General features: G+C 40.9%; 17 protein-coding genes. 2 read left to right on the plus strand and 15 right to left on the minus strand.

All coding sequences use genetic code 11. The annotated features are described in order from the left end of the window. Positions 1 to 44: 44 nt before the first annotated feature. Positions 45 to 488: an SgcJ/EcaC family oxidoreductase gene (locus ACFPZG_RS05860; RefSeq protein WP_283733905.1), complete on the minus strand. Its 444-nt coding sequence runs from the start codon at positions 486 to 488 to the stop codon at positions 45 to 47. A 219-nt stretch (positions 489 to 707) separates the two neighbouring features. Between ACFPZG_RS05860 and ACFPZG_RS05865 the strand changes: the two genes are divergently transcribed. After that, positions 708 to 1,382, plus strand: coding sequence for a GDSL-type esterase/lipase family protein (locus ACFPZG_RS05865; RefSeq protein ID WP_283733904.1), 675 nt, complete (start codon positions 708 to 710; stop codon positions 1,380 to 1,382). Between the two features lie 131 nt (positions 1,383 to 1,513). Then, complete coding sequence (locus tag ACFPZG_RS05870) at positions 1,514 to 2,239, plus strand: VCBS repeat-containing protein (RefSeq protein WP_317940891.1); 726 nt, start codon at positions 1,514 to 1,516, stop codon at positions 2,237 to 2,239. 86 nt (positions 2,240 to 2,325) lie between these two features. On the opposite strand, the gene queF is transcribed toward ACFPZG_RS05870, so the two are convergent. The 14 genes from queF to ACFPZG_RS05940 all read right to left on the minus strand — a co-directional run bounded on the left by queF (position 2,326) and on the right by ACFPZG_RS05940 (position 17,135). Beyond that, positions 2,326 to 2,814 carry a preQ(1) synthase gene (queF, locus tag ACFPZG_RS05875; RefSeq protein ID WP_283733903.1) on the minus strand — a complete coding sequence of 163 codons (489 nt, stop codon included), beginning with the start codon at positions 2,812 to 2,814 and terminating at the stop codon, positions 2,326 to 2,328. A 17-nt stretch (positions 2,815 to 2,831) separates the two neighbouring features. Then, entirely contained in the window at positions 2,832 to 3,422 is a 591-nt protein-coding gene (locus ACFPZG_RS05880; protein ID WP_283733902.1) for a VUT family protein, read from the minus strand. Continuing rightward, on the minus strand, positions 3,415 to 4,065 hold the full coding sequence (gene queC / locus ACFPZG_RS05885; protein WP_283733901.1) for a 7-cyano-7-deazaguanine synthase QueC: 651 nt from the start codon (positions 4,063 to 4,065) through the stop codon (positions 3,415 to 3,417). Before queC ends, ACFPZG_RS05880 begins: the two co-directional genes overlap by 8 nt. A gap of 167 nt (positions 4,066 to 4,232) precedes the next feature. Next, on the minus strand, positions 4,233 to 5,543 hold the full coding sequence (locus ACFPZG_RS05890; RefSeq protein WP_381426438.1) for an MBL fold metallo-hydrolase: 1,311 nt from the start codon (positions 5,541 to 5,543) through the stop codon (positions 4,233 to 4,235). Beyond that, positions 5,543 to 6,880, minus strand: coding sequence for an ABC transporter substrate-binding protein (locus tag ACFPZG_RS05895; RefSeq protein ID WP_283733899.1), 1,338 nt, complete (start codon positions 6,878 to 6,880; stop codon positions 5,543 to 5,545). Before ACFPZG_RS05895 ends, ACFPZG_RS05890 begins: the two co-directional genes overlap by 1 nt. A gap of 95 nt (positions 6,881 to 6,975) precedes the next feature. Next, on the minus strand, positions 6,976 to 7,800 hold the full coding sequence (locus tag ACFPZG_RS05900; RefSeq protein ID WP_317940892.1) for a carbohydrate ABC transporter permease: 825 nt from the start codon (positions 7,798 to 7,800) through the stop codon (positions 6,976 to 6,978). Positions 7,801 to 7,812: 12 nt separating this feature from the next. Further along, the gene (locus tag ACFPZG_RS05905; RefSeq protein WP_283733896.1) at positions 7,813 to 8,691 is read right to left on the minus strand and encodes a carbohydrate ABC transporter permease; all 879 of its coding nucleotides are present in this window, start codon (positions 8,689 to 8,691) and stop codon (positions 7,813 to 7,815) included. 7 nt (positions 8,692 to 8,698) lie between these two features. Further along, complete coding sequence (locus ACFPZG_RS05910) at positions 8,699 to 9,742, minus strand: ABC transporter ATP-binding protein (RefSeq protein ID WP_283733895.1); 1,044 nt, start codon at positions 9,740 to 9,742, stop codon at positions 8,699 to 8,701. A gap of 143 nt (positions 9,743 to 9,885) precedes the next feature. Further along, a complete protein-coding gene (locus tag ACFPZG_RS05915) occupies positions 9,886 to 11,439 on the minus strand; it encodes a bifunctional metallophosphatase/5'-nucleotidase (protein ID WP_283733894.1) in 1,554 nt (517 codons plus the stop codon). A gap of 363 nt (positions 11,440 to 11,802) precedes the next feature. After that, positions 11,803 to 12,150: a YciI family protein gene (locus tag ACFPZG_RS05920; protein ID WP_283733893.1), complete on the minus strand. Its 348-nt coding sequence runs from the start codon at positions 12,148 to 12,150 to the stop codon at positions 11,803 to 11,805. Positions 12,151 to 12,187: 37 nt separating this feature from the next. After that, on the minus strand, positions 12,188 to 12,571 hold the full coding sequence (locus ACFPZG_RS05925) for a YkvA family protein (protein ID WP_283733892.1): 384 nt from the start codon (positions 12,569 to 12,571) through the stop codon (positions 12,188 to 12,190). 317 nt (positions 12,572 to 12,888) lie between these two features. Next, on the minus strand, positions 12,889 to 15,000 hold the full coding sequence (locus ACFPZG_RS05930; protein WP_317940893.1) for an ATP-dependent Clp protease ATP-binding subunit: 2,112 nt from the start codon (positions 14,998 to 15,000) through the stop codon (positions 12,889 to 12,891). Between the two features lie 183 nt (positions 15,001 to 15,183). Further along, positions 15,184 to 16,416 carry a Zn-dependent hydrolase gene (locus ACFPZG_RS05935; RefSeq protein ID WP_317940894.1) on the minus strand — a complete coding sequence of 411 codons (1,233 nt, stop codon included), beginning with the start codon at positions 16,414 to 16,416 and terminating at the stop codon, positions 15,184 to 15,186. A gap of 305 nt (positions 16,417 to 16,721) precedes the next feature. After that, positions 16,722 to 17,135, minus strand: a complete 414-nt coding sequence (locus tag ACFPZG_RS05940) for a universal stress protein (protein ID WP_283733890.1) — start codon at positions 17,133 to 17,135, stop codon at positions 16,722 to 16,724. Positions 17,136 to 17,138: the final 3 nt, after the last annotated feature.

The following is a 17,138-nucleotide window of genomic DNA, read 5'->3' on the forward strand; positions in this document are numbered from 1 at the left end:
GTTTACCTAACAAACAGTGGGCTTTTGACTTAGTAGTCCGCTCTTTAGAGTAAACTCCTTAACTCATCGGTCATTTTCTCAACCAATTCCGGTCTTCCATGAAACTGAGCCGGCGTATTTTGAAATAGTTCAATTTGCCAAGCATCATCCTTTTTCACTGCAACAAGAGTTTGATGAGCATTTACTTTGGGTTCAATATCGCTTTTTCCTGGTGGAATCATACCTGCAATTGCATGTAAGATTACTGTATCAGTTCCTAAGGATCGTATTGATTTAACTTTTGTTATAAAAGGTGCGGTTGGATGGTTTTCAAATATAGGTATGAGATGAGATAAAATCTCATCTTTCCCAACCACTATACTTCCATCAAATCCAATTTGCACGCCCTGATTTGAAAATTGATTGGCCATACTTTGGGCATCACGGTTATTCCATGCATCAATTAAGTTCTGATAAAGCTTTTGGATTTCATCTTTTATTGCTTCCATGGCTATTTCTCCTTTTGTTACATATTTCGTTGCAAAGGCTTTTGACCCAAAAGGGGGACAAGTCATTCCTCATTCAGTGCCATACCTGCGACTTCAACCATTCCTTTATGATACTCTTTCGTTCCCCCATTTATAAAGGATTTCTTTAATTGTTAGAGAATAATGTAGTAATAGAACGAACTTGATACACAAGATTTTTTAAAAATGGGGGAACTGAATATGAAAGTGGGATTGGTTGGCGATAGTTTAACAGAAGGGCGTCCGGGGGTGTCTTTTTCAAAAATTCTTCAGAAGCAATACCCGCATTTAACCTTCGATAATCTTGGAAAACCAGGTGAAACTGTAAGGAGCTTGCATGACCGGTTAATCAAAACTCCGATTGATTCCGATTATGATCTGATTTTTCTTTGGATTGGAGTGAATGATGTATATTCCAAGCTGTTGAAAGTTCAAGCCCAACCGGTTTCAAGGGATCTTGAAGAGTTTAAAGATGTCTTTCAAAAAGTAGTGGAAGTCGTTCTCCATTCCTCAAAACAGGTAGTAACTGTTTCCCCGGCATTGGCAGGAGAGAATCTGAACAGCAAACCGACTAATGATCTTGAGGTCTTGACCGAGGCCATACAACTTATTTCAAGCAACTATCCACAAGTTGAATTTTTAGATCTGCAATCAGTGTTTAGGGAACATCTTAAGAAAGTTACGAGTTCGGACTACCTGAACACAAAAGTTATGAGGGTCATGATAGACGCCCTATTTTATAAGGATCCTATACGAATCGATCGACTTTCAAACAAAAGAGGGCTTCATTACACGTTGGACGGCATCCACTTAAACAGCAGGGGTGCTGCGTTAGTTGCAGAAGAATATGCAAGGTTGATAGGTGCTGGATTATGAAACAATTCAGGGTTCAATTAGAACCTGAAATTCCCATACCTAATTGGTAATCCCCTTTCCAACCAGTATCAATCAGCCCAATCCCCCATAGGATAGATTATAACAATAGTCTTTATGAAAAGGGGCATGTAATGAATAACTCTCAATTTCGTTCTGCTATAGGGCAACCTTTTATTGTAGCATCAGCCAATGGGGATGTAACAGGTGATAAGATAGTTGATCAAATCTATTTGACTGGCACAAAAACGGCGGATAGTCCATTCATTCAAAATATAACTCTTCACATTAGGGACGGCCGAACTGGGGCTGTGACGAGCATTCCGCTTCATAATAATGTAGGTTATAATCCGACCTTGTTCTTGGGCGATTTCACAGGTAACGGTGTGGATGAGATATTGATTGGTATTACTACAGGTGGCAGTGGTGGGATTATTAATTATTACATTGTTTCCTTTGTCGGGAATCAAGCAAAATTCCTTTTTGATTCTGATGTTTATAATAATCACTTCCAATATGACGTCACTTATCAGGATAATTATAAGGTTGAAGTTGTCAGCAGACCCAATAACGAGAGATATATTATTGATATTTCAACCAGGGATGCAAGTTATTTAAATGAAATCTATGATCGGAACGGCAAGCTAAAAAGCCCGATAACTGGTTTTGTGGACCCATTAAGCGGCTTATATCCGGTGGATTTTGATTCGAACGGGGTCTATGAGCTTTTAGCTTATCAAAAGATTTCCGGCAGATATCATGCGGATGGCTTAGGTTATATTATGAATACATTGGGATGGAAAAATAATGGGTTTCTATTGCAGGAACAGTATTTAGGCATATTCGGCGCACAGATGTAGTGTATATCAAACAATTAGCAAAACCCCTTCAACCATTTTACGGCTGAAGGGGTTATGTTAACGGCTCTAACGCTCTTTCATTCTACTTATCGATTATCAACGTTCTCCGGATACATATCATGCTGCATGAGTCGGTTCATCGCCATTTCTTCAAACATCGTACCTAACTTTCCGTAATTGCAATACGGATCGATGGAGATTCCGCCACGTGGTGTGAATTTGGCCCACACTTCAATATAGCGTGGATCCATCAGTTCAATCAGGTCATTCATAATAATGTTTACACAGTCTTCATGGTAAGCTCCGTGATTCCGGAAACTGAACATGTATAGTTTCAACGACTTGCTTTCCACCATACGGACATCCGGAATATACGAAATATAGATGGCCGCGAAGTCCGGTTGGCCAGTCATCGGGCAGAGACTCGTGAATTCTGGAATATTGAATTTCACAAAATAATTATTATCCTGATGTTGGTTTTCAAATGTCTCAAGTATACCCGGATTGTAGTCATAGTTGTATTCCGTGTTTTGATTTCCCAACAGTGTAAGGTCTTTCGTGTCACTTTGTTTCATTCTGAATTGCCCCTTCCTTATCGTGTTGCCCGCACTTGTTGCGGCGTTTTATGTGATAGTTCATCTGATATATTCGGTTCATAAATGCCTAATTTGATAACAAAATGCCTGATTCCACCAGCTACGATCAGCTGCATAAGCGTTTTCGCAACCCACTGTCCCGCAATCGCATAGGGAACAAGCTCCCAAGGTACATACTTCAAACCTAACGGGCCGATTCCTACAATCACGAATATGGCCGAATCAAGAAATCCTGCGATAATTCCGGAATACATGACTCGCTTAACGAAAGGCAGCTTGAAGCGTGTGTAAATTTCCGTATCGACCGTCTCGGATATGATAAAGCTGAGCGTCGATGCAAATACGACCCATAGTGCGTCACCTAACAAATGGCTTGTGATCGCAGATATTGCAAGTGCTGCGACAATCAATAGATACGTTTTCTTACGACCAAATCGATTTTGGACCATATCCCGCATGACTAACGTCAATCCAATGAACAACGTTCCATAAGGGATGATGAATAATCCTAATTCCATCGGCGCAAATTTAGCTGTAACGACGTTGGCAATTACGATGGAGAATAAGTAGATGAGAATCCTAAACATGTGCGCGACCCCCTGTCAGGTACGCATCATGGCCTTGCTTTCGTAGTTTACAAGAAGGACACTCGCCGCATCCATCAGCAATGATACCGTTATAACAGGTTGTCGTATTCTCTCTGATGTACGCCAACTTGCCCATTCTGTCCGCCATCTCCCAGACATCCGCTTTCGTTTTCCACATTAACGGCGTATGGATCTCGAAGCGTGCGTCCATCGCAAGATTCAGCGTGACATTCAATGATTTGATGAAATCATTGCGGCAATCAGGATAGCCACTAAAATCAGTTTCACTCACACCTGTAATGACATGCCTTGCTCTAACTCGCTTTGCGTAGATCGCTGCGAAGGATAGGAAGATATGATTCCTTCCCTCGACAAACGTATTCGGAACTTCACCCGTCTCGTCAATCTCCATATCACTGCGTGTCATGGCATTGTCCGTCAGCTGGTTCAGCAAATCCAGATCCAGTATCTTATGGGGAACCCCCAAATCCTCTGCAATCTTCTTCGCCGAGTCCAATTCCGACGCATTTCTTTGCCCATACAAAAAAGTGACGGCTTCAACGTGATCAAATGTCTCCAATGCCCACAGAAGACACGTCGTTGAATCTTGCCCGCCACTAAATACGACTACCGCTTTTTCCATTATGTAATTCCTCCCTAGTTTTTATTATAGAGGGGATGGTTTCGAACCCTCTTACTATGAGTATAGCTGAATTTGTTATTTGAAGATAGCGTTTCTTCATAGAATGTTTTACGCTAAACTTATCCTATAATAAAAGACCGGATGCTCGAACATCCGGCCGTTACAATTCACTTTGAGGAAGGTCCTATTTCTTTCAAAAGTGTCGAAATTGGATAAATGACCCCTGTTTGAGGCAAAAATGTCTGATTTGGCCCTTGCAACAATTCGGGTGTAAAACCGTGTAGCGGAATTGTTACTTTTGCTTGCATTGCATCTGCGAGCCATTTTATTTGCGCGGCTGATGCATGGCCGGATACCCCAAGAACAACGAACCCCATGCCGAGTTTGTCAACCCACTCCAACAATCCCTCATACATAGGATCAAAGCTTCCTAATGGCACACCATTCGAATGAACGTATGTAGCTCCTTTTACAGGCAGGTCCAGTAACGTCATCATCTGATGATAAGAAGATTGGAGCCATACTTGTGAAAAATCACTATTTAATTCTTCAACCGTTATCGGTTCAATCGCATGGATTTGATTGCTGACATTTGAATCATCCAGCAAATAGCGTACATGTGATGCTTCCATATTGTATGCCTGCACCAAATAAGCTGTTTCAGGCTCGAAGACAATGATTTTCCCTTTTTGTCTTGCCGCTTCTATTAATATCTCCAAACGTCTCACGTTTCGGTGATAAATATTGAAAACAATCGAGGTCGAATCAATCTTCAGTAACGCAGGGATTAACTCATCTGCTTCACTTTGAATGACTGGATTTTTATCGAGAAAATCTGCTTGTACATTCGTCGTTTCAATAATTAAGATGTCCGGAGATCCTGCTACATTTGGTAAGTTTGCAGTCTCAACATCGTCCCCATGTAAACGCACATCTCCCGTGTAGACTATCGTTGTATCCGGTGTTGTAATCCGAATCGCGGACGTCCCTGGCGCATCATGATTGACTGGGAAAAACTCTACTTGTATATGCGCAGACACTTGTATCGGCTGATGGAACGGAACGCTCTTCACTTGCCTATCGACATCTACAGATTCTTCCCCAATTGCATGCAAGTGTCCATACAATGCTTTGCTCTCTTCACTCATAATGATCGGTATATCTGGATGGACATACTGCAACAAACCGATATGATCTAAATGTAAATGAGAGATGGCAATTGTTGTATCTCCTGTTAATTCATCCGATCTAAATAGATTTGGAATCGAAGGGAGAACACCAAGCTGTTTCAAATCGGAAATCACGTGCTGAGGGCGCAATTGAACGCCCTTCAGCAAGTTATTTTGAAAAACAATTCCAAAATCTGCTATCAATCTTTCGTTCTTATACGTTATTTCAAAAATAGTTCCGCCAATTGTTTTTAAGCCAGCATAAAATTGAATGGTCGTTTGCCCATTTTTAAAATCGTTTTGTTCCATCATTTTGCTTGATCTAACGCTTCTTGCGCTTTCTTGCTCATTGCTTCTAACGTTTCGGCTGGCGTTGCACCTTCAAATAGCATCTTATCTAACTCTACAGAAATTGCATTTTTCATCGCGTACGATCCAGGTAAGCGAACATCGATGAATCCATCCGCGTATTGGGCATTCCCTGCTTGGTAAGCTTCGTATTCTTCAATGAATGACAGCCAGTCTTTCCCTTGTTGAGCAGATTCACGTACTGGTAGGTATCCTGTTGCTTTCGCCCAATCTACCGTATTTTCAGGAGTAATCAAGTATTTCATGAATTCAAATGCAGCTGCTTGTTCTGCTTCTGTGCTATTCGCAAACATCGTAATGTTCGTTCCTTGGAAAGGAGCTGCCGCTTCGACATCTTTCGGAAGTGGAGTTGTGGACCAGTTCATGTCTCCAGCATCTTTTGCAACGTATGCTAGACCTGCGCTTGAACCAATATACATAGCAACGTCACCTCTCGTGAATGGGCCTGATAAGTACCCATCCTCACCAGCCATACGTGCTGAACCGTCTTTCAGCATTGTATTGATAAATGTTAATGCACGTAGACCTGCGTCAGTGTTAAATAAAACTTTTCCTTCTTTTTCATCAACAAAGTCTCCACCTGCTTGTTCAAACCACATGCTAATTTCATGCGCCAATCCGTTTTCAAAACCCATACCTACAACTTTTTTGCCATCGATTTCTTTTGTTAAGGTTGTTGCGGCTGCTGCTAACTCATCCCATGTCGTTGGAGCAGTCAATCCGTTCGCTTCAAAATAATCTTTGTTGTAGAAAAGAACACGTGTCGATTTGTTAAATGGTAAACCTAACACTTTATCGCCAAATGTATTATCGTTTCGGAACACTTCGCTAATGTCTTCATAGCTTGCATCCGCTGGGAAACCATTTTCAGCATTAATCATTGGTGCCAAGTCTACTACTAAATTATTTGCATTATACTCTGTCATCCACTCTGCATAAGCTTGTGCAATTGTCGGAGATGTTTTTGCTTTTGCTGCTGCAAGTAACTTTTGAGACAAATCATTGTAGCTACCTTGGTTCACTAATTTCACAGTAATATTTTCATTTTCTTCACTGAATTTTACCGCTGCATCTTCCAACCATTTCTCATGGTCACCATTCATCGCATGCCAAAATTCAACTTCTACTGGTTTAGTTGTTTCTTTTTTTGCTGTTTCTGTTGTTTTTGAATCTCCTGTTGCTGCATTTGAAGCATTGCCCTCTTCTTTATCGTTGCCACAGGCAACTAGTAACACACTCACCATCATTAAAAATACGAATAACGATAACTTTTTCATGTGTAATTCTCCTTTTTTTATGTTTTATCAAAGTAGAGTGAAGACTGTTCAATACTTCAAAATCCCTACGCAACACCTCCTCAAATGTCCGCTTATCATCCTTTAATACCAGCTCCTGCAATGCCTTTGATAATATATTTTTGTAGGAAAATAAATAAAATAATCATTGGCAAAATAATCATTGTAGATGCTGCCATTAGTAGTTCATACACAGTTCCGGCTTCCGTTGAAAAGCTTGTTAACCCGACAGGTAACGTTCTCATTTCCTTTGAATTTGTTACAATTAAAGGCCATAAAAATGCGTTCCATGACCCAATCGCTTTCAATAAAATAATCGTAACGATCGCTGGTTTCGCAATCGGAAGCATTATGGACCATAAAAACCTGAAATTTGTGCATCCATCCACACGGGCTGCATAGTTTAACTCTTTCGGGATTTTCATGAAAAACTGTCGCAATAAAAAGATGGAAAATATGCTCGCAGTCCACGGGATGATCAGCGCCTCGTACCGATCAATCCAACCTAAATTCGAGAGTAAAACAAAATTTGGTACAAGTAACACTTCACCGGGAACCATCATCGTTCCAACTAATAGAGCAAAGAGAACATCCTTCCCCCAAAAGTTCAATTTGCTAAATGCATAGGCGGCTAAAATGGTTGTAATAACCTCACCAAGCGTACTAAAGACCATGACAATGACCGAATTTAAAAAGTATGTTGCAAAAGGTGATTTCTTAAATGCTTCTACATAGTTATCGAAACGAAACGTTTCCGGAATCCATACAGGCGGCATCATCATGACTTCGTTCCCACTTTTAAGTGATGTAGAAATCATCCAAACGAAAGGTAATAGCATTAAAATGCTGCCGATCCCTAACAGACCGTATATAAATGTCTTCGAAAGAGGACTCGTTTTCATGTTCTTTCTCCCTTAATAAGTGATTTTTTTCTTACTGATATAAAACTGCAGTAATGTAAAAACGAAGATGATGGCGAATAGAACATACGCCGCCGCCGAAGCGACTCCAAAATTCCATTCTCCGTAAAATTTATCGAACACATAATACACAACGGTTAATGCACTATTCGATGGTCCCGCTTTTCCGTCAAACAACGCATAAATTTCGTCAAACACTTTAAATGAACCGATAATCGAAATAATGGAGACGAAAAAAGTCGTAGGTGCCAATTGAGGCAGTGTGACATGTAAAAACCGATTCCAAATATTGGCCCCATCAATTCTTGCCGCATTGTAATAGGTGTCGCCAATTGTTTGTAAACCTGCGAGAAAAATAATGATGTTATAACCGAGCCCTTTCCAAATCGATAGAATAATTAGGGAAGGCATCGCCCATTCCGTACTTGTTAGCCATTGAATTGGTTCGACTCCAAACCAACTAAGAAAATAGTTCATAATTCCGTAGTTTGAATGAAAGATCCATCGCCATACGATCGACACGGCTACGACACTTGTAACGAAAGGAATAAAATAAATCGTTCTGAAAAATTTATTGAGAAACGTGATCGAATTTAGCATTAAGGCAATCCATAAGGATAAAAGAATGGAAACAGGTACAACACCGAGTACAAAGATAAATGTATTTTGCAATGCTTTATGGAAAACGGCATCATTCCACAAATAGACGAAGTTATCAAAACCGTATCGATGAACAACATCATTGAAATAGTCGTACTCTGCATAAAAACTCATAAAGAATGACTTAATCATCGGATAAATGGTGAATACCCCGATTATGAGCAATGCTGGAAATAGGTAAAGAGCCGCTTTAGTTGTATCTTTGAGTTTCATCGTCCCATTACCCCTTTACGTAGATTCTTTCTCCCGATTTTTGGAAAATCCGAATGTCTGCTTGATTGGCTTGAACATGTATTACTTGTCCAACTTCTACATGCTCTTCTTTTTGAAGGAAGAGTCGTATTTTATCCTCATCGGTGCCGATAACAGCAAGCGTGTCTTTGCCGATTCGCTCTACATGCTGCACTTCTCTATGAAGTCCCGATTTTGAAAGGTATAGATTTTCAGGACGAACAGCAATTTGTACCGGTTGATCTGGTGCTTCAAAAGAAATGTCATAACCAAACGGAGTTTTTAGTACACCACTTACAATTTCCCCTTCAAAATAATTTATTGGCGGGGATCCAATGAAGCTTGCCACAAATTGATGATTCGGCTCATCATACAAATTCTGAGGAACATCAAATTGCATGAGCTCACCTTGGTTCATCAGGAGAACATGGTCTGATATACCAAGTGCTTCTTCTTGGTCATGTGTAACAAAAACAGTTGTAATTTTAAGAGCTTGTTGAATTCTTCTAATCTCCTCCCGCATCGTTAAACGCAAGCGGGCATCTAAATTCGACAGTGGTTCATCTAATAATAAAATTTCCGGTTCCCTCACTAAGGCACGTGCGATCGCTACACGTTGCTGTTGCCCACCCGATAACATACTTGGTTTTCGATCTAGTAAATGATCGATTTCAACAAGTTTAGCCATTTCGATTGCCTTTGCTTTAGCTTCTGTTTTTTTCACTTTATGCATCTTTAGAGGGAACATAATATTTTGTAAGACTGTCATATGGGGATAGAGAGCATAGTTTTGAAATACCATCCCAATGCCCCGTTTCTCCGGAGTTAGCTTTGTGACGTCCTTGCCGTTAAATAAAATCGCTCCGTCGGTTGGTTCATAAAGTCCTGCGAGCATATATAGCGTCGTACTCTTCCCACAGCCACTAGGTCCTAATATTGAGACGAGTTCCCCTTTCGGAATCGTGACATTCAGTTGATTTACTGCAGTTGTATTTGAAAATTTCATAGAAATATTCTGTAATGTAATGGTCATCGTAATGCTCCCTTACTAATTATTGTGCAGCAGTTCAGTATAGCAGTGAAATTGTTGGAGAAAGTTGAGTTACTGTAAATTTCCGATAAAGGTTTTGTAAAGAAGAAAGGAGAGTTGATAGGCTCAACTCTTCTTAGCTCTTCTTACCAGACAACTTTCCAATTGTGATTGACGGTTGCTTTAACTGTTTGTCGATTGAGAATGTAGCTCGTAATAATTTCAGTCATATCCAAAGGTATCTCTTTGACAATTGGCTTATCTTTGAACATCGCGTAATTCCCCCCGCCACCAGCACGGTAATTATTCATCACGACTTGATACTTACCGTCCAAATCAATGGGCTTCCCATGATACTGTAAAGTGGTTACTCGTTCTCCAATCGGGTTGCGAATATCCAAAACGTATTCAATCCCTTCCCACATGTCGTAATTATAGTGTTGAGGTTTCGGGTGGATAAACGCGGGGTTTACTTTAAGTTCCCCTGATTCATTCAACATAAAATACGATGCACTTTGTTTAAGTGCATCTTTAATATCTTGTCCACTAACAGAAAGCACTTTTAGCGTATTTGGAAACATATAATTCGATATAATGTCTCGCATTGTGACATTTGGTCTAAAACCTGGAGATAGATTGTTAAATAACGATGTAGAAGAAATGTCTACTCCAGCAGCTTCCATTTGCACTTTGTTAATAAATTCAATAGCAGGATGCTCACATGTTCTTACTGAAAAAGCATCCGTAATGACCATATCGCCTTCTATCTTCCCGATTGGCTGGTCGAGCCATTTTTGTGTTTGTGCTTCTACATTTGATGTTAGTTTCAAAATTTCCTGATTTGCTTCCACTTCTTCCATTTGTAATAATTCGGAAGCTTTATTTATTATTTCATTATTCTCATTTAAGGTCAGGGTCACTTTCCCCAACATTTGCCCGTTATTCGATGGTTGCACGATTGCTACACCATTCACATTTCCTGTCAACGCGCGATGTTGATGCCCTGTCAGCAAAACATCGATTCCCTCGACTTCATGACAGATCGCAAATCCTTGATTTTCTCCTGTTTGTGGTTCAGTTGGTTCTCCAGTTTCGAGATCACGTTCAAAACCTCCGTGGTAAGAAACGATCACTACGTTAGGACTTTCCTTTTCTCGAATATGAGCAACCCATTTTTTCGTTTCTTGAAGACTGTCTTTGAATTTAAGCCCTGCTATATTCTGTTCGCTTTCCCAGTTAGGAATGTAATGAGTAGTAACTCCTAAGATCGCTATCTTTACGGAATTTATCGTTTTTATCAAATAAGGTTTTCCAAAGTAAGGCTCACCTGTAGACTCAGAAATGATATTGGCAGACAGCCAAGGGAAATCTGATTCCTGTACCGCACGATCTACTACGTCCATACCATAATTAAATTCATGATTTCCAATGATTGCTGCATCGTACGATAAGTGATTCAATACACTGATCATCGGGTTCTTTTCATCTTTTAAAAATTGAACATAATAATATGTTAAAGGCGTACCTTGGATGAGATCTCCATTGTCAACTAAAAGTAGTTGTTCATCCAAAGCTCGTTCTTGCTTTATTATTGTCGCAAGTTTCCCAAGTCCGACGTCTGCTGCTTCGTTCGTTCCATAGTTCAGCGGATAAATACTTCCGTGAATATCGCTAGTTTGTAGAATTGTTATTTTTTTCATAAATTCAATCTCCCAGTTTATGTTAAAAATCAAGTTGAAAAGTTATACTGAAAAACCTATATCATCATAACAAATTAAAAAAACAAATCATCAAAACTTACAAAAAAAATACAAATAACTAACAATAAATTTACAAACAACTGCGCAATACACATTTATGACAATTAAAGAAAAGTTATAAAAATGCACAAAGAAGCCAACCAAATACTGATATATGGTTGGCTTCTTTCATTTCTATTATGCATTTGCAATGTATCATCTGAATAGGACGCTCCACAGGCACCTGAAAAAAACTAACTCCCTCCAAAACCTTTTCACGACTCTGAAGAAGTTCTAATGCTGAGCTACATTCTCAAATGCTCATTACTCAAATACTTGCCGCAGCTCAATTTGCCCATCGCCAAATCCTTGTGGATCCGGCATCCGCATGGCCCACTCGATCGCTTCTTCCCTCGACTTCACATCAATAAGAATGAACCCTGCAACCAAATCATCCGAAAATGGCCCATCCGTGACTACAGGCGTTCCCCCTTCTTTTGGATAGGAAAGGCGAATCCCATTCGAACTTGGATGAAGCCCTTTCGCCATAATTCGCACGCCTGCCTTCACTAATTCCTCATTGTACCTCGTCATGGCTTCTCTGAGCTCTGGGCTCGGAAGATTTCCGGCTTCCGAATTCTTCGAGGCTTTGACAATCATCATAAATAGCATTAAAAACTCCTCCTTTTTTTAAAAAGTAAAGCAGCCGTTAGTTGAAGAAGCTATAGATTTTAATAACAAACCAAATAATAATGAGACTCCATACTGATACTATTATTGAACCGACTATCCAATTCTTCGGTTTACCATTTTTCATCTTTTCCTCTGCCTTAACTTCACAATCAGTTAATACATTCCTCGGTATCATTTTCAACGCAAACCATATCCCTATAGGAAGGAGAATCACGTCATCTAAGTAGCCGAGAATAGGTATAAAATCTGGTATTAAGTCAATTGGACTGAACGCATAAGCAACCACACAAGCAGTATAAAATTTTGCATACCAAGGTGTTCTTGCATCTTTATAAGCATAGTAAAGTATAAATATCTGTCGTTTTAAACTTTTCGCCCAATCCTTCATTTTCTCAAACATGTAATCTCCTAATAATCAATAGACTTTATTTTCATTATAAAGCATCCATTGAGGATTTCTCCAAGTAGTCCTCCAATTTCACAAATTCCCTCTAATGTACTCTCTTCTTTACGCTATCTAATTCGTTACCGTATCTTGAATTCCTTTATTCTTTTAGGGTCCCTTTTAGGTGCCTATACGCCACGCAAATATGATAATTCAAGAAGATATATATATGCACAAAGAAGCCAACCAAATATTGATATGGTTGACTTCTTTCATTTGTATTATGCAATTGTAGTGTATTGTCTGAATAGCGTGCTGCATAGGCACCGAAATTAAGCTTTACGTACAACAATCTCTTCATCGACAACGTCGACATGGACCTTTGCAATATCGTCTTCTTCCAAAATGAGATCCGTTAATGGATCTTCGATTTTGTCTTGGATAACTCTGCGAAGTGGTCGTGCTCCAAAACGTTTGTCGTAGCCTAAGTTTACCAATTCCATTTTAGCTTCTGATGAAATTGAAATTGTGATGTCGTTTTCTTCAATCGCTTCTTCCAAATCAGCGAGCATCAAGTTTACAATTTCGAGCAAATTGTCTTCTGTCAGTTCATTGAACTGAACAATCGCATCGAAACGGTTAAGGAATTCAGGTTTGAAGTAGTTTCCAAGTGATTCAAGCATGGAGACGGATTCATGTGCGGTTTGATTGAACCCGACACTTACCTTTTTCTCCCCTGTTCCAGCGTTGCTTGTCATGATGATGACAGTGTCTTTGAAGCTCACTGTTCGTCCGTGCGAATCGGTTAATCGACCATCTTCCATAATTTGAAGGAACATATGTTGAACGTCAGGGTGCGCTTTTTCGATTTCGTCAAACAGTAGAATCGAATAAGGGTTGCGGCGGACTTGTTCCGTTAATTGGCCTGCTTCTTCATGTCCTACGTAACCAGGAGGTGAACCGATAATTTTAGAGACGGCATGTTTCTCCATGTATTCACTCATATCGAGGCGGATTAACGTGTCGCGGGAACCGAATAGTTCCTCCGCTAATATTTTAGTAATTTCTGTTTTACCGACACCTGTTGGACCGACGAATAGGAAAGATCCGATTGGACGATCTTTTGATTTTAATCCTGCGCGGCTACGACGGATTGATTTAGCAACTTTATCAGCCGCTTCTTCTTGCCCAATTACCTTTTTACGAAGATTTTCTGCAAGGTCTTTCATTTTTGCTTGTTCCGACGCTTGCAGTTTTGTCACCGGAATACCTGTTTTTTCTTCCACAATTCCCTCGATGTCTTCGACAGTCACTTCATATTGGGATTCATCGTTATCCTTAACATCCTCAAGTTGTTGACGTAATCGAATTTCTTCTTGACGTAAAGCTGCCGCCTTTTCATAGTCTTCTGTTTCTGCCGCTTGTTCTTTTTGTAGGATGATCTCTTCAAGGCGTTTTCCGATTTGCTCAGCATCTGCTGATGACTGTTTAAGATTCAAGCGGGCTCCCACTTCATCCATCAAATCGATTGCCTTGTCCGGCAAGAATCGGTCTTGGATATAGCGTTGTGATAATGTGACGAACGCCCGAATCACTTCATCGGAATAACGTACTTCATGGAAAGCTTCATAACGATCTTTAATGCCGTGCAAGATTGTAATTGCGTCTTCCACAGAAGGTTCTTTTACGATAATCGGCTGGAAGCGGCGTTCGAGTGCGGCATCTTTTTCAATTTGACGATACTCTTTCAACGTCGTCGCACCAATCAGCTGCATGCCACCGCGTGCCAATGCAGGTTTCAAAATATTCCCGGCATCCATTTTGGAACCTTCTGCTGATCCCGCACCGACAAGTAGATGGATTTCATCGATGAATACAATGACATCTGTACGACTCTCGATCTCCTCGATTAATTGTTTCATCCGCTCTTCAAATTGACCGCGAATTCCAGTGTTTGTGACAAGAGATGCTACATCTAAGACGTAAATTTGTTTATTCAACAGTTTCGCAGGCACGTCTCCTTCATTGATTTTCACGGCGAGCCCTTCTGCAATAGCTGTTTTACCAACACCCGGTTCCCCGATGAGTACCGGATTGTTTTTGTTTCTTCTATTTAATGTCTCGATAACGCGTTTCACTTCCTGATCGCGCCCGATGACAGGGTCAATTTTCCCTTCCTTAGCGTCATTCGAAATATTTCTTCCAAGTTGGTCTAACAGGCCATTCCCTTGGTTTTCATCAATTTCTCTAACTTGCGTATGTGCTCCCTGCTTGCCGTTCGCTTGGAAAAATTGATTTGCATCATTTCCAAATGACGGCATATTCATTTGTCCTTGTATCTGTTGGAAACAGGTATGACACATATGCAACTGCATACGTTGATGATTCAGTTGTAGCCGAAGGCTCATTGTTGCTTCGTTTTTACCACAATGTTGACATTTCATAAGCCATTTCCTCCTTATATAGTTCGTTCATTTATATTGTTTGACATTGACTATCTTTGACTTATGTTTTTATTATACACTGACCTTCTTTGACTTTCAAGGTTTTTGATTGATTTATTGATAAAATAAAAAACGATGCTGCATTTTAATGTTAATAAAAGCAGCACCGTCTTTTGTTTTCTTTTAAAATTCCTCCGCTTGTTTCAGCATGAAGGCGCGCAATACTTCCGCCCCTTCCATCAGCTGTTCCATTGTCGTATACTCTGCTGGATTATGACTAAGTCCATCTTTGGACGGGACGAAAATCATGCCAGTCGGACAGAGCGCCGCCATATTCATGGAGTCATGTCCCGCTCCGCTTGACATTTCAAGATAGGACACTCCTCTTTCTTCGCAGATTGATTTCAATTCAGCCACGATTGTGCTATCCATCTGAACAGGTTCTTCTTTCGACATCTCATCCATCCAAATGTCTAAGCCTCGCGCTTTCGACACATCGTTAACTGCAGTTTTTAGTGCAGCCACTACTCTTTGTCTCGATTCACGGTTCGTCCCTCGAATATCGACGTAAAGATCTGCAGTACCTGGCACAACATTCATCGCCCCAGGTTTCACTGAGAAGACACCAACCGTACCGACTGTACCATACTCAAGCTCCGCAAGTGCCGCCTTTTCAATGGATAGTGCAATTGCCGCTCCGCCAAGCAGGGCATCGTGGCGGTAATCCATCGGCGTCGTACCGGAATGATCTGCTGTCCCATCGATATGAACATGAAAGCGGACTGGAGCTGCTATGGCAGAAACAACACCGATTGCCACCCCCTGTTTTTCAAGAACAGGTCCCTGTTCAACGTGCAACTCCACAAATGCCTTGATTTCATCCCGAAAGCGTTTTGCCAAATGAACTTCTTCCAAATCAAGCCCATTTTCTTTGAATGCCTGAAACAATGTAACACCGTTTTTGTCGGTCAGTGACCTCGTGTAAGCGGGGTCGAGGCGACCTGTCATCGCTTTGCTGCCAAGAGTCGATGCACCGAAGCGGGCGGATTCTTCGCATGCGAAAATGATGACTTCAAGCGGATTCTCCGTTTTAACGTTCTCATCCGTGAGGGAGCGCATGACTTCAAGTGCAACAAGGACACCTGCTGTCCCATCAAATTCACCTGCGGCGTAGACGGAATCGATATGTGAACCTGTCGCGACAACAGGTAAGTGGGGGGACCTTCCTTCCCTACGCGCAATGACGTTTCCCGCGTAGTCGATGCGAACTGTTAGTCCTGCGCGTTCAAACTGCTTAATTAAAAAGTTGCGGGCATTCCGTTCAGTTTCAGTGTAAGCCAGCCGGTTGATGCCTTCACCTTCGTCTGTAAATCTCGCAAGTTCTTCAAATGACTGACGCAATCGATCCAGCTTCATGGCAATTCCCCTTTTAGTTTTATCTTTATTTAAAGTATCGCAAGTTACATTGAGGAAATCAAACTGGTTACCTGCTCCTATGGGGAGTCAGGGTACTTCTATGGGAAGTAAACACTCTTCTACGGGAAGTCGGAGCACTTCTATGGGAAGTAAACGCACTTCTAAGGGAAGTCGGGGCGATTCTATGGGAAGTCGCAACACTTCTATGCGAAGTCACCACCCTTCTACGGGAAGTCTGCATCCTCACCCATACAAAAAACGCCCTATGAAGGTCATCCCCTCTTAAGGCGTTTTCATCCTCTTACCTACTTCACAACCGTCACAGGGCAATTCACATGTTTCATCACTTTATGACTGACACTTCCAAGCACCATTTCTTGAAAAGCATTCAACCCACGGCTGCCAAGGACGAGCTGATCCATCGCCTCGGAATTCACATAGTTTATGATTTCCTGGCTCGGATTTCCTTTCAGCACTATCATGTTTGCTTTCACTCCGGCATCACGCGCCATGTCCAAAACTGGTTCCATTTTCTGCTTACGTTTCACTAAAAGACTTTCCTCATTTTGCGATAAAAGCCGATCATCTTTCGCTTTATTGTAATCCGCGACAAAAATGACATCCAATGTCGCCTCCGGGTATAGCTTGGCAAGTGCAATGGCGTGCCTTGCAGCACGTAGAGCGTTTTCTGACCCATCAATGGCAACAGCAATTTTCATGTA

Source organism: Sporosarcina thermotolerans (assembly GCF_042658975.1).
Classification (GTDB): Bacteria; Bacillota; Bacilli; order Bacillales_A; family Planococcaceae; genus Sporosarcina; species Sporosarcina thermotolerans.

Coding starts and splice junctions, on each gene's coding strand:
- ACFPZG_RS05860 (WP_283733905.1), bottom strand. CDS start 488: ATGGAAGCAATAAAAGATGAAATCCAAAAGCTTTATCAGAACTTAATT.
- ACFPZG_RS05865 (WP_283733904.1), top strand. CDS start 708: ATGAAAGTGGGATTGGTTGGCGATAGTTTAACAGAAGGGCGTCCGGGG.
- ACFPZG_RS05870 (WP_317940891.1), top strand. CDS start 1,514: ATGAATAACTCTCAATTTCGTTCTGCTATAGGGCAACCTTTTATTGTA.
- queF (WP_283733903.1), bottom strand. CDS start 2,814: ATGAAACAAAGTGACACGAAAGACCTTACACTGTTGGGAAATCAAAAC.
- ACFPZG_RS05880 (WP_283733902.1), bottom strand. CDS start 3,422: ATGTTTAGGATTCTCATCTACTTATTCTCCATCGTAATTGCCAACGTC.
- queC (WP_283733901.1), bottom strand. CDS start 4,065: ATGGAAAAAGCGGTAGTCGTATTTAGTGGCGGGCAAGATTCAACGACG.
- ACFPZG_RS05890 (WP_381426438.1), bottom strand. CDS start 5,543: ATGGAACAAAACGATTTTAAAAATGGGCAAACGACCATTCAATTTTAT.
- ACFPZG_RS05895 (WP_283733899.1), bottom strand. CDS start 6,880: ATGAAAAAGTTATCGTTATTCGTATTTTTAATGATGGTGAGTGTGTTA.
- ACFPZG_RS05900 (WP_317940892.1), bottom strand. CDS start 7,800: ATGAAAACGAGTCCTCTTTCGAAGACATTTATATACGGTCTGTTAGGG.
- ACFPZG_RS05905 (WP_283733896.1), bottom strand. CDS start 8,691: ATGAAACTCAAAGATACAACTAAAGCGGCTCTTTACCTATTTCCAGCA.
- ACFPZG_RS05910 (WP_283733895.1), bottom strand. CDS start 9,742: ATGACCATTACATTACAGAATATTTCTATGAAATTTTCAAATACAACT.
- ACFPZG_RS05915 (WP_283733894.1), bottom strand. CDS start 11,439: ATGAAAAAAATAACAATTCTACAAACTAGCGATATTCACGGAAGTATT.
- ACFPZG_RS05920 (WP_283733893.1), bottom strand. CDS start 12,150: ATGCTATTTATGATGATTGTCAAAGCCTCGAAGAATTCGGAAGCCGGA.
- ACFPZG_RS05925 (WP_283733892.1), bottom strand. CDS start 12,571: ATGTTTGAGAAAATGAAGGATTGGGCGAAAAGTTTAAAACGACAGATA.
- ACFPZG_RS05930 (WP_317940893.1), bottom strand. CDS start 15,000: ATGAAATGTCAACATTGTGGTAAAAACGAAGCAACAATGAGCCTTCGG.
- ACFPZG_RS05935 (WP_317940894.1), bottom strand. CDS start 16,416: ATGAAGCTGGATCGATTGCGTCAGTCATTTGAAGAACTTGCGAGATTT.
- ACFPZG_RS05940 (WP_283733890.1), bottom strand. CDS start 17,135: ATGAAAATTGCTGTTGCCATTGATGGGTCAGAAAACGCTCTACGTGCT.